This is a genomic window from Ruegeria sp. YKSF57, assembly GCF_059612585.1.
This window is the reverse complement of record NZ_JBXWQW010000075.1, coordinates 1-12,521: the sequence shown is the minus strand read 5'-3', so window position 1 is coordinate 12,521 and position 12,521 is coordinate 1. Positions and strand designations below refer to the sequence as shown.

The 12,521-nt window shown below is 55.5% G+C and carries 11 protein-coding genes and 1 pseudogene; 11 read left to right on the top strand and 1 reads right to left on the bottom strand.

Translation table 11 applies throughout. From position 1 onward, the window contains the following. The 4 genes and pseudogenes from AC2FLX_RS20750 to AC2FLX_RS20735 all read left to right on the top strand — a co-directional run. Positions 1 to 511, top strand: a 511-nt coding sequence (locus AC2FLX_RS20750) for a transposase (RefSeq protein ID WP_496875524.1), incomplete at its 5' end; no start/stop codon positions are given. A 74-nt stretch (positions 512 to 585) separates the two neighbouring features. Beyond that, positions 586 to 696: pseudogene (locus tag AC2FLX_RS20745) on the top strand (flagellar basal body rod C-terminal domain-containing protein); the annotation flags it as partial. Positions 697 to 699: 3 nt separating this feature from the next. Beyond that, entirely contained in the window at positions 700 to 1,707 is a 1,008-nt protein-coding gene (locus tag AC2FLX_RS20740; protein WP_480751626.1) for a flagellin, read from the top strand. Then, positions 1,704 to 2,801 (top strand): flagellar basal body P-ring protein FlgI, encoded by a 1,098-nt coding sequence (locus AC2FLX_RS20735; RefSeq protein ID WP_496746989.1) that lies wholly within the window; start codon positions 1,704 to 1,706, stop codon positions 2,799 to 2,801. Before AC2FLX_RS20740 ends, AC2FLX_RS20735 begins: the two co-directional genes overlap by 4 nt. A 90-nt stretch (positions 2,802 to 2,891) precedes the next feature. On the opposite strand, the gene AC2FLX_RS20730 is transcribed toward AC2FLX_RS20735, so the two are convergent. After that, positions 2,892 to 3,506 (bottom strand): helix-turn-helix domain-containing protein, encoded by a 615-nt coding sequence (locus AC2FLX_RS20730; RefSeq protein ID WP_496875523.1) that lies wholly within the window; start codon positions 3,504 to 3,506, stop codon positions 2,892 to 2,894. A gap of 169 nt (positions 3,507 to 3,675) precedes the next feature. Between AC2FLX_RS20730 and lpdA the strand changes: the two genes are divergently transcribed. The 7 genes from lpdA (at position 3,676) to gcvP (ending at position 12,333) form a co-directional block, all read left to right on the top strand. Then, positions 3,676 to 5,058, top strand: a complete 1,383-nt coding sequence (gene lpdA, locus AC2FLX_RS20725; protein ID WP_496746996.1) for a dihydrolipoyl dehydrogenase — start codon at positions 3,676 to 3,678, stop codon at positions 5,056 to 5,058. A gap of 11 nt (positions 5,059 to 5,069) precedes the next feature. Continuing rightward, entirely contained in the window at positions 5,070 to 6,011 is a 942-nt protein-coding gene (lipA, locus tag AC2FLX_RS20720) for a lipoyl synthase (RefSeq protein ID WP_480751632.1), read from the top strand. Between the two features lie 25 nt (positions 6,012 to 6,036). Continuing rightward, on the top strand, positions 6,037 to 7,410 hold the full coding sequence (locus AC2FLX_RS20715; protein ID WP_480751634.1) for an alanine/glycine:cation symporter family protein: 1,374 nt from the start codon (positions 6,037 to 6,039) through the stop codon (positions 7,408 to 7,410). A 69-nt stretch (positions 7,411 to 7,479) separates the two neighbouring features. Further along, positions 7,480 to 7,893 (top strand): universal stress protein, encoded by a 414-nt coding sequence (locus tag AC2FLX_RS20710; RefSeq protein WP_480751636.1) that lies wholly within the window; start codon positions 7,480 to 7,482, stop codon positions 7,891 to 7,893. A gap of 29 nt (positions 7,894 to 7,922) precedes the next feature. Then, a complete protein-coding gene (gene gcvT, locus AC2FLX_RS20705; protein WP_480751637.1) occupies positions 7,923 to 9,020 on the top strand; it encodes a glycine cleavage system aminomethyltransferase GcvT in 1,098 nt (365 codons plus the stop codon). Positions 9,021 to 9,036: 16 nt separating this feature from the next. Further along, positions 9,037 to 9,402, top strand: coding sequence for a glycine cleavage system protein GcvH (gene gcvH / locus AC2FLX_RS20700; RefSeq protein WP_480751638.1), 366 nt, complete (start codon positions 9,037 to 9,039; stop codon positions 9,400 to 9,402). 72 nt (positions 9,403 to 9,474) lie between these two features. Further along, on the top strand, positions 9,475 to 12,333 hold the full coding sequence (gene gcvP / locus AC2FLX_RS20695) for an aminomethyl-transferring glycine dehydrogenase (protein ID WP_496747006.1): 2,859 nt from the start codon (positions 9,475 to 9,477) through the stop codon (positions 12,331 to 12,333). Positions 12,334 to 12,521: the final 188 nt, after the last annotated feature.

Sequence of the window (12,521 nt, the reverse complement as noted above, 5' to 3'; positions counted from 1 at the left end):
GTCGACCATCCTCGATGATTACAGCCGCTACATCATCGCCTGGAAGCTCTGCACAACGATGAAGGCTAGTGATGTCACCGATACGCTGGACCTGGCTTTGCAGGCTTCGGGCTGTGCCCAGGTGACCGTCTTCCACAAGCCACGGCTGCTCAGCGACAACGGGTCCAGCTACATCTCTAGTGAACTTGCTGAATGGCTGGAAGATCAGGAAATCGATCATGTCCGAGGGGCACCATACCATCCTCAAACTCAGGGAAAGATCGAGCGCTGGCATCAGACCCTGAAAAACCGCATCTTGCTGGAAAACTACTACCTACCCGGCGATCTCAGGCAGCAGATCGACGCCTTTGTCGATCACTACAATCACCGGCGCTATCACGAGAGCCTGCAAAACCTCACACCGGCCGATGTCTACTTCGGGCGCGGCCACACCATTCTGAAACAACGAGAAAGGATCAAACGGAAGACACTCGAAACCCGGCGCTTGCTTCACCGAAAATCCGCCGCATAATCAAACCAAACAGATGCGCCAGATCCTCTCTTAGCTCAGGCAGCCATCTGTCCCAAAATCCCCGACGACGGACAGACACCGATGCGGAACTGCAGAATCTGATGAGGATCGAGCAATCCTATTCGGCCAATGCGAGGATGATCCAGGTTTTGGATGAATTAATGGAAACTCTTTTGAGGTTGTAAGGCATGGTTATGAACACGATTGGTGATCTTGCCCGAGGGTTGTCGCTGCAATCCCGCAGCACCGTGATAAAGCAGCAGATTGAAACGCTCTCCTACGAGTTGTCATCGGGCCGGGTATCGGATCTGTCCGCAAAGCTAAGGGGTGACTATTCGCAGATCGTGGACCTCGACCGCATGCTGGAGCGACTTGATGGCTTTCGAGTTGTCACATCTGAAGCTGGACTGCTTGCCGCCGGAATGCAGGGAAGCCTGACGGTCATCAATGATAGTGTATCTAGGTTATCTGCGTCACTCCTTTCTTTTGGTTCTTCCAATCAAGCTGTCACTTACGAACAGGCAAGTGTTCAGGCGCGGAATGATCTGGAAACTGTGATATCGACACTTAATACGCAGGCCGGTGGGCGTTCTCTTTTTTCGGGAATGGCGACGGACACGGTACCGCTTGAAGCGACCGAAACACTTCTGTCAGCGCTGCGCGCCGAAGTCTCCGGATCGGCGACTGCTCATGAAGTCCAGCAGGCCGCGAGCGATTGGTTTGATGACCCTGCCGGTTTTCGGGCCGTTATGTATCGTGGATCTGAAAACAGCTTGGCACCGATGCGCGTATCGGAAACCGATCAGATAAGTCTTTCCTCAACGGCGGATGACAAGGTGTTTCGGGATGTACTACGCGCGATGGCTTTAGCCGCATTGGCGTCCGACTCAGCTTTGGGGTTGCCGAAGGGTCAGCAAGCCGAGCTTCTCAAGTCCATGGGAGAAGACTTGACCAACACGAATGATGCCGTCCTGAACACGCGAGCAGAGATCGGAACAGCCGAGGCACGCGTGGAACAAGCTGTGATCAGAAACTCCGTTACTCAAACCAGCTTAGAATACACGAAGGGCAATTTGATTGGTGCGGATCCATATGAAACTGCAACACGACTTCGAGAAGCACAGTTTCAGCTTGAGGCTTTGTATTCGGTCACGGTTCGAAATTCCAATCTTTCACTGGTGAATTTTCTGAGATGAGGCTTCTTCTATTTCTTATAGTTTTGCTGATGCCAGATCTTTCTGGGGCGAATTCGATCCGGCTCAAGGATCTGGTTGATTTCGATGGAGTTCGAGGAAACGATTTGATCGGATACGGACTGGTGGTTGGACTGAATGGCACAGGTGACGGGTTGCGGAACTCGCCCTTTACCGAAGAAATCATGTCGAACATTCTCGAGCGTCTGGGTGTCAATGTAACCGGTGAGCAATTTCGCCCGAAAAACGTGGCGGCAGTTTTGGTAACAGCAAGCCTGCCCCCATTTTCGCGGGTCGGCAGCCAGATCGACGTGACAGTTTCAGCTATTGGAGATTCCAAAAGTCTGTTGGGTGGCACATTAATCATGACGCCGCTGAATGCCGCAGATGGTCAGATATATGCAGTCGCCCAGGGTACTGTTCTAGCTGGTGGGGCGGCTGTAGAAGGAGAGGCGGCCTCCATTGTTCAGGGTGTGCCCACTTCTGGTGTTATTCCCGCTGGCGCGCGGGTCGAGCGAGAGATTGAGTTTGATCTGAACACTCTGACGCAGCTTCGATTGGCGTTACGCGAACCTGATTTTACCACCGCGGGACGGATTGAGGTAGCTATCAACCGCGAATTCAACAACAGAGTTGCGATCATGCGCGATTCCGGCACAGTGCAACTTGATATTTCCGCAACGCGGACTTTATCCACAGCCCATGCCATAGGTCGGATAGAAAACATCCTTGTGGAACCGGAGCGTAAGGCACGTGTCGTGGTCGATCAGAGGTCCGGAACAATCGTCTTGGGTGATGACGTTCGGATTTCGCGTGTCGCGGTGTCTCAGGGAAATCTGACACTTCGCGTCGAGGAATCGCCGATTGTCGTGCAACCAAACCCTTTTGCGGACGGCCAAACCGTAATCGTGCCGCGTACGACGGCCGACATCGAAGAGGATGAAGGTACGCGGCTAGCTGAAGTTCCTGACACTACTTCGCTAACGGATGTGATTACAGGATTAAATGCATTGGGTGTCTCGCCGCGGGACATGATTGATATCTTGAAAACCATTAAGGCAGCGGGCGCGTTGCATGCGGAATTCGTGGTTCGCTGAAGTTGCCGACATTCGCGTGGCTCAATAGGCGAAAACGGCGACCGTCGTCTCCTGCTGTGGCCCCAATGACCCAAAAGTGACATCTTGCGGTCAATCTGCCAGCGAAACCCATAAAACACGGGCATCCTCTTTGCTGGTCGACACGCAGCCGTGTCCCATGCCGCTGTCATAGTAAACGGAATCCCCGGCTTTCATTTGAAGAGGGCGATAGTGTTCAGTGTAGAGCGTCACCTCGCCGCTGAGAACGAACATAAACTCCTCACCGCGATGGCGCACCCAGTTGTCGAATTCCGTCACGTCTCGGGCTTTGATCGTACTGATATAGGGCAGCATTCGTTTGCTGGTCAGCTCCGTGCACAGCAACTCGTGGTCGTAGGTTCGGGTTTCCTGATGCTCCCCGCCTCTAGAGCGAGTGAAATCGCGCCGGCCCGAGATATCGCTTTGGGCGGATTGAACAAAGAGCTGAGGTGTTTCTAACTCCAGTGTCTGCATCAGCCGTCGGATGATTTCAAAACTCGGGCGTGTTTGGTTGTTTTCGATCTTCGACAGAGTAGATCGCCCGATCGCAGCCGCCTTAGCCGCCTCTTCCAGAGTCAGCCCTTTTTTTTTTCGGGCATCGCGAATCATTTTCCCAAGTGTTTCGCCATCTGGCGCTTCAATTGCTTCGGTTACGATGCCGGTTTCTTCGGTTTGAACGGGTTCCATTGTCAAAATCCCCTTTTCTCACCATCACTTTAGCTTTGATGTATGCGCCAGTCAAAATTTCCTGATGAAATCAAATGTTGATTTCAAGAAAAAAGTTTCCTATAGGAGACATGCCATCGCATACAGTGATGAAATCCCTAATTCAGACCTTGTTTTCGGAGGGAAAACAATGAGCACTTACGATCTAGTGGTCATCGGCGGCGGACCCGGCGGGTATGTGGCGGCAATTCGTGCCGCACAGTTGGGAATGAAAGTCGCCTGCGTTGAAGGTCGGGGCGCATTGGGCGGCACTTGCCTTAACGTTGGATGTATTCCCTCCAAAGCGTTGCTGACCTCTTCGGCCAAATATGCCGAACTCTCGCATATCTCCTCCCACGGTATTGCGGTCGAGGAGGTCAGTATTGATTTGCGGGTGCTTATGGGGCGCAAAGATAAGATTGTTGACGATCTAACCAAGGGGATCGCTTTTCTTTTCAAGAAGAACGGAGTCGACCTGATTGAGGGGTGGGCCTCGATTCCGGCGCCGGGACAGGTATCCGTCGGAGGAAACATCTTCCACGCAGATAGAATTCTAATAGCAACCGGATCAGAGCCGACGCCGTTGCCGGGAATCGAAATCGACGAGCAGGATATTCTCAGTTCGACCGGGGCGTTAGCGCTCGAAGAAATTCCAGATCACCTAGTCGTTGTCGGGGCGGGTGTCATTGGGTTGGAGTTGGGGCAGGTCTGGGCGCGTCTGGGTGCCAAAGTCACTGTTGTCGAATACCTGGATCGGGTTTTGCCAGGTGTCGATAGTGAAATTGCAAAGTTGGCACAAAGAGCGTTAAGCAAGCGCGGCCTTAAGTTTCAACTGGGTCGTGCTTTGAAGTCGGTTAAGAAGACTGGCGATTGTTTGACTTTGACCCTAGAGAGGGTTGGTAAGGACAAGCAGGAAGAGCTGGTAGCAGACAAGGTTCTGATCGCGGTTGGCCGCCGTCCCGTAACGCGCGGATTGGGGCTGGAGGAGCTAGGCGTTGTAACAAACGCGCGTGGCTACATTGAGGTCAACAATGCGTTTGAAGCCTCGGTTCCTGGACTTTATGCCATTGGCGATTGTGTGCCTGGACCGATGCTGGCCCATAAGGCGGAAGAAGACGGCGTTGCTTGCGTTGAAATGATGGCGCGGCAGGAAGCGCATGTGGACTACAATAAGGTTCCCGGAGTGGTTTATACCGATCCCGAAGTCGCATCCGTTGGCCAGACCGAAGAAGCACTGAAAGAAGCTGGTACAGAATACAGTGTTGGCAAATTCGTATTCATGGCCAATTCTCGCGCGCGTTCAACGGGTGAAACGGACGGAGCAGTCAAGATCTTGGCCGGACCGGATGGCAGAATTCTGGGTGCCCATATCTGTGGTGCGCACGGAGGCGACCTGATTGCCGAGCTCGTTCTAGCGATGACTAAGGGCGTGACGGTGGCCGAAGTGGCGGCAACCTGCCACGCTCATCCGGCGATGGGTGAGGCAGTTAAGGAAGCATGCCTTGACGCCATGGGCCGCGCCATCCACGCGTGAGGACCTGATCGATGAATGTTCCCCGTTTGCGCCATCCCGAGAAAGCCAGAAAGGTTGACAGCGCGATTCCGCGCAAACCGGAGTGGATTCGCAAGAAAAAGATCGAAGGCAGCGAGTACTATAAAACCCGCCGCCTGATGCGGGATCATGAACTGGCAACAGTTTGCGAAGAGGCTGCTTGCCCCAATATCGGCGAATGCTGGTCCAAACGGCACGCAACTATGATGATTATGGGCGAGGTCTGCACACGCGGATGTTCGTTCTGCAACGTATCTACTGGCCGTCCCGACGCGCTGGACGCCTTTGAACCCGGTCGTGTTGCGGCGGCGGTCAAGAAGCTGGGCCTGCGCCACGTCGTCATCACTTCGGTCGATCGCGACGATCTGGCCGATGGTGGGGCCGAGCATATTGCCCAGACCATTCGGGCGGTACGCCACCAGAACCCGGGCACCACAGTCGAAGTTCTGACCCCCGATTTTCTGGGCAAGGGCGACGCCGCCAAGGCAGTTTTTGACGCCGCGCCGGACGTGTTCAACCATAATCTGGAAACCGTGCCGCACCTATATCCGACCGTCCGTCCCGGCGCGCGGTATTACACGTCGCTGCGGTTGCTGGATGACGCCAAGCGTGCCAAACCCGAAATATTCACTAAATCCGGCCTGATGGTGGGCTTGGGAGAAACGCTCGCGGATGTGCGTCAGGTCATGGATGACCTGCGGGTTGCGCAGGTCGATTTCCTGACCATTGGTCAATATCTGCAACCAACTCCGAAACACCATCCAATTGACCGGTTCTGGACACCGGACGAGTTCGCCCAACTGGAACAGATTGCCCGGTCCAAGGGCTTTTTGCACGTGTCAGCAACTCCACTGACCCGGTCGTCGTTCCACGCGGACGAAGATTTCGCTGCTCTCCGGCAGGCCCGTCAGCGGGCCATCGCCAAAGGGGCATAAACCAAACGCAAATGGGAGGGAAACCATGGAAGCGTTAAATTCAATCGTAGGGGCCATCAATGGCGTCGTGTGGGGGCCGCTGATGCTGGTTCTCATCCTTGGCGTCGGCTTCTTCTTGCAGGTCGGTCTGAAGTTCATGCCGATCCTGCGCATTGGCACGGGCTTCAGCCTGCTGTTCAAAGGCCGTGAAGGGCAGGGCGAAGGCCAGATCAGCCCCTTCAACGCGCTGATGACGTCGCTGTCGGCAACCATCGGTACCGGTAACATCGCCGGTGTGGCCACTGCTGTCTTCCTGGGCGGTCCGGGCGCCTTGTTCTGGATGTGGATGACCGCCCTGGTGGGCATGGCCACCAAATATGCCGAGGCTGTCTGCGCGGTGAAATACCGCGAGAAAGACGAACTGGGCAACTATGTTGGCGGCCCGATGTACTACATCAAAAACGGTCTTGGCGCGAAATGGGCCTGGCTGGGCGTTGCATTTGCCCTGTTCGGCGCGATTGCTGCCTTCGGCATCGGCAACGGCGTGCAGGCAAACGGTGTGGCTCAGGTTCTGGAATCGAACTTTGGCCTGAACACCTCGGTCACGGGTGTTGTTCTGATGGTTCTGACCGCAGCTGTTATCCTGGGCGGCATCACCCGCATCGGCGCGGTTGCCGGTAAACTGGTTCCGTTCATGGCAATTGCCTACATCGCTGCCGGCCTGCTGGTTCTGCTGATCAACATCGGCAACATCGGTTCCGCCCTGTCGCTGGTCTTTACCTACGCCTTCACCCCGTCGGCCGCCGAAGGCGGATTTGCCGGTGCGGCTGTGTGGATGGCAATTCGCTTTGGCGTGGCACGTGGTGTGTTCTCGAACGAAGCCGGTCTGGGTTCGGCACCGATTGCACACGCGGCAGCCGAGACCAAAGGCCCGGTCAATCAGGGTCTGATTGCGATGCTGGGTACGTTCATCGACACGATCATCGTGTGCTCGATTACCGGTCTGGCGATCATCTCGTCTGGTGCGTGGACATCGGGTGAATCCGGTGCGGCGCTGACCTCGCTAGCGTTTGAGTCCACATTGCCGGGTATCGGTGGTTCGATCATCGCCATCGCTCTGTCGATCTTTGCCTTCACCACCATCCTTGGCTGGTCTTTCTACGGCGAGAAATGCGTTGAGTTCCTGCTGGGCGTGAAATCCCTGCTTCCCTACCGCATCCTTTGGATCATTGCGATCTACTTCGGCGCAACTGCGGATCTGGGCTTCATCTGGCTGCTGGCCGATACGCTGAACGCCATGATGGCCATTCCGAACCTGATCGCCCTGGCCCTGCTGAGCCCGATCGTCTTCAAGTTGACGAAAGAGTTCTTTGCCAGCGGCGGCAAATCGGAAGAACCCGGCGGAACACCTGCCGAATAACTGTCGGCAGGGGGCCGTGGTGGCCCCCTGCCTCCTTAAAGCGAATTCCTACTATCGAGGAGATGACCGATGGCCACAAAGATACTGCTGCCGATTGATCACACCGATGAACGGTCGTGGAAAAAGGCACTGCCGCTAGCCCTGGAACAGGCGAAATTTTATGGTGCCGAACTGCATGCTGTTTCGGTCGTTCCCGAGATTATCAAGTTGCCTAACCTTCCGGAAAATTATGGTCACGGCGCTAAAGAGCACGTGAGAAAAGCTGTGCAGGCCGTACTGGCTAGTGGTAGCGCTGTCGACGTGACAGTTCATATTGAGGAAGGCAGCGTGTATCGTGAAATCCTCAAGCTTGCCCACAAGGGTGCGTTTGATCTTATCGTGATGGCTTCGGCAGAGGGTGATTTTCCAAACTTCGAGATCGGGCCAAACCTTGCCCGCGTTGTTCGAAACGCTCATTGTTCGGTCATGGTCGTTCGCGGCTGAACCGGATCAGATATTGAAAGGCTTTTGTTATGACCGACGCGCCCAAACGCACCCCGCTTTACGATCTGCACGTGGAACTAGGCGGCAAGATGGTCGACTTTGCCGGCTGGGAAATGCCGGTCCAATATCCCATGGGAATTATGGGTGAGCACAAGCAATGCCGAGAAAAGGCAGCAGTTTTTGACGTTTCTCACATGGGTCAAGTGATCCTTAGGGGCGAAAATGTGGGCGAAAAGCTCGAAACATTGTGCCCTCAGGCTTTTGCGACACTGAAAGAAGGCAAGGCACGTTACGGTTTTTTTACCACCCAGGATGGCGGCATCATGGACGACTTGATCGTGTCGAACGCAGGTGACCATTACTTTGTCGTTGTGAACGCCGCGTTGCGCCACCAAGATATCCCGCATATGGCGGCAAATCTGGAAGGTGTAGAAGTAACCGAACTATTCGACCGTGCGCTAGTCGCAGTGCAAGGTCCGAAGGCCGAAGATGTGGTGGGTGCACTCTGCTCCGCTGCCCGTGACCTGAAGTTCATGGAGACAACGCTCGGAGAGATCAACGGCGTCGAATGCCGCATTTCTCGTTTGGGGTACACCGGTGAAGATGGCTATGAAATCTCGATCCCCGAAGACAAGGCCATCGAAATCACCAAAGCTTTTCTTGCACATGAAGATTGCGAACCGGCTGGCCTTGGAGCACGAGATAGCCTTCGACTAGAAGCCGGGCTTTGTCTTTACGGCAACGATATCGACCAATCGACCTCGCCGATTGAAGCGTCGCTGAGCTGGGCAATCCAGAAACGTCGCAAGGAAGAGGGTGGCTTTCCGGGAGCTGCGCGCATTCAAAAGGAACTGGCCGAAGGCGCCACGCGCAAGCTGGTCGGGATCAAACCGGAAGGGCGAGCGCCAGCACGCCAGGGCGTGGAAATCCAATGTGCCGAGGGCAACCCCATCGGACAGATCACCTCGGGCGGATTTGGCCCAACTGTGGGCGGCCCGGTCGCAATGGGTTATGTCTCGGCGGGTCATGGTGAACCAGGTGAGAAAGTGAACCTCATCATTCGTGGCAAAGCGCAAACTGCGGAAATCGTGGCATTGCCTTTCGTCACACAGAACTACAAGCGTTAAGCCAGGAGAGAAAGCAATGGCAACCTATTACTCGGAAGAGCATGAATGGATCACGGTCGAGGGCGACGTCGCCACTCTGGGCATTACACAACACGCCGCGGATCAATTGGGAGAAGTAGTTTTCGTTGAACAGCGTGACGTTGGAGAAGAGTTCGAGAAGGGCGGCGAAATCGGCGTAATCGAGTCCGTCAAAGCCGCATCGGAGCTCTACGCTCCGGTAGATGGTGAAATCGTAGAGGTAAATGAAGTATTTGCCGACAATCCCGGCGCGCTCAACGAAAGCCCCGAAGCCGACGCGTGGATCTACAAGATCAAGGTAACAGATGCTTCACAGCTCGAAGACCTGATGGATATTGACGCATATAAAGCGTTGATCGGTTGATCGCCGCGACATTTCCAAGATTTCCCGGCGGCTGGATCTGCCGGGTTCAAGTTTCGCAACAGGAGTGCTGAAATGGCCTTCAAACTGACCGATTACGAAGCATATGACTTTGCCAATCGCCGTCATATCGGACCATCCCCACGTGAGATGGCCGACATGCTCAAGGTGATTGGCTTCAAGACGCTGGATCAACTGATCGACGCCACGGTGCCCCCGGCAATTCGCATGAAAGAGCCGCTGGATTGGGGTCCGGCAATGACCGAGCGCGATGCACTGTTTCACATGCGCGAAGTAGCGTCCAAGAATAAGGTTCTGACGTCTTTGATCGGGCAAGGCTACTATGGCACCACGACACCGGCGCCGATCCTGCGAAATATTCTGGAAAACCCGGCGTGGTATACGTCCTATTCGCCCTATCAGGCAGAAATCTCGCAAGGTCGTCTTGAGGCGTTGCTGAACTACCAAACCATGGTCAGCGACTTGACTGGGTTGGACATCGCGAATGCATCCCTGCTGGACGAGGCGACCGCCGCAGCCGAGGCTATGACGATGGCCAAGCGCGGTGGGCGGTCCAAGGCCAACAATGCGGCGTTCTTTGTCGACAAGAATTGCCACCCGCAGACCATCGCGGTAATCAAGACTCGCGCGCAACCGTTGGGCATCGACGTCCAGGTGGCTGATCCCGATGATCTGGATCCGGGTGCCGTATTTGGAGCGATCTTCCAGTATCCCGGTACCTATGGTCACGTGCGAGATTTCACGAAGGAAATCGCTGCCCTGCATGAGCACAAGGCGATTGCCATTGTTGCCGCAGACATCTTGGCATTGGCCCTTCTGAAGTCGCCCGGCGAAATGGGGGCGGATATTGCAGTGGGATCGACCCAGCGTTTTGGCGTTCCGATGGGTTATGGCGGGCCGCACGCGGCTTACATGGCGACGTCCGACGCTCTCAAGCGTTCGATGCCAGGTCGTATCATTGGCGTTTCGGTCGATGCTCGCGGCAACAAGGCCTACCGTCTTGCACTTCAGGCCCGCGAGCAGCATATTCGCCGCGAAAAAGCAAACTCCAACGTATGCACCGCTCAAGCCCTGCTTGCCGTCATCGCTTCGATGTATGCGGTCTATCATGGCCCGGATGGCATCAAGGCGATTGCCCAATCGGTGCACCGCAAGACGTCGCGTTTGGCCGCCGGATTGGAAGAGCATGGCTTTCAAGTCGAACCGGAGGTATTCTTCGACACCATCACTGTCGAGGTTGGTCACCTGCAGAAGGTTGTTATGGAGGCTGCTGTTGCCCGTGGCATCAACTTGCGCAAGGTCGGCGAAACCAAGGTTGGCATATCGCTTGACGAGCAAACGCGCCCGGAAACCATCGAAGCCGTCTGGGGTGCATTCGGCATCGACAAGAAAGACGATAGCCAAAAGAACCGCATGTACCGCTTGCCCGACTATGCGCTGCGGGAAAGCGAGTACCTGACCCACCCGATCTTCCACCTAAACCGTGCCGAAGCGGAGATCACGCGTTATATGCGCCGTCTCGCTGACCGCGACTTGGCATTGGACCGTGCAATGATCCCGCTTGGATCGTGCACGATGAAGCTGAACGCGACCATCGAGATGATCCCGGTGACCTGGCCGGAATTTGGAAACCTGCACCCGTTCTGCCCAGAGGATCAGGCACAGGGCTATCACGAGATGATAGCGGATCTGAACGACAAACTGTGTCAGATCACCGGCTACGACGCCATCTCCATGCAGCCCAACTCGGGCGCGCAGGGGGAGTATGCCGGTTTGCTGACCATCCGGAACTACCACGCGGCCAAGGGACAAGGGCATCGCAACATCTGCCTGATCCCTACCTCGGCGCATGGCACTAACCCGGCGACCGCCAATATGGTCGGCTATCAAGTGGTACCGGTGAAGTCAGATGACCACGGCAACATCGACATTGCCGATTTCAAGGCAAAAGCCGAGAAACACTCCGATCATTTGGCTGCTTGCATGATCACCTATCCTTCGACGCACGGTGTGTTTGAAGAGACAGTGCAGGCGGTTTGCCAGATCGTTCACGATCATGGGGGTCAGGTCTATATCGACGGCGCGAACATGAACGCGATGGTCGGTCTGGCCCAGCCGGGTAAGATCGGCGGGGATGTAAGCCACTTGAACTTACACAAAACTTTTTGCATCCCGCACGGCGGAGGAGGCCCCGGCATGGGACCGATTGGCGTTCGGTCGCATCTGGAACCCTATCTGCCGGGACATCCTGAGTTGAACCAGGCCATTGGTCCTGTCTCGGCCGCGCCGTTCGGGTCACCGTCGATCCTGCCGGTCAGCTGGGCGTACCTGTTGCTGATGGGCGGCGAGGGTCTAACGCAAGCGACCAAGGTGGCAATCCTGAACGCTAACTACATCGCTGCCAGGCTCAAGGACGCATACAAGGTTCTCTACACTTCAGAATCGGGGCGTGTGGCGCATGAATGCATCCTCGACACACGACCGCTTGCAGAAGATGGAAACGTGACTGTGGACGACATCGCCAAGAGACTTATCGACAGCGGTTTCCACGCGCCGACAATGTCCTGGCCGGTTGCCGGAACTCTGATGGTGGAGCCGACCGAATCCGAGCCAATGGCAGAACTGGATCGTTTCTGTGATGCAATGCTGTCAATTCGACAAGAAGCGCAGGACATTATTGACGGAAAAATAGATCCCGAAAACAACCCACTAAAAAACGCGCCGCATACGGTGCGAGATCTGGTAGGCGAATGGGATCGTCCGTACACGCGGGAACAGGCATGCTTCCCAGCCGGCAGTTTTGTCGTCGACAAGTACTGGTCGCCGGTGAACAGGGTCGACAATGTCTTTGGTGACCGCCATCTGGTGTGCACCTGCCCGCCGATGTCGGATTATGAAGAAGACGCAGCTTAATCTGCTGCGCAGGCGTCCCGTCTAAGTTGCTAGGCGGGACGCATCAATAACCTGCAATGAACCGGCAAACCCGCCGCGCAACTTCCGCTAAATGGAGGGCAATGTGTTCTATTGTGCATCAAATCCACAAACTTCGGCTCCGGTACGCGGACTCGTGGTGTCGAGTTCTCGAATGACTGCAATTGACG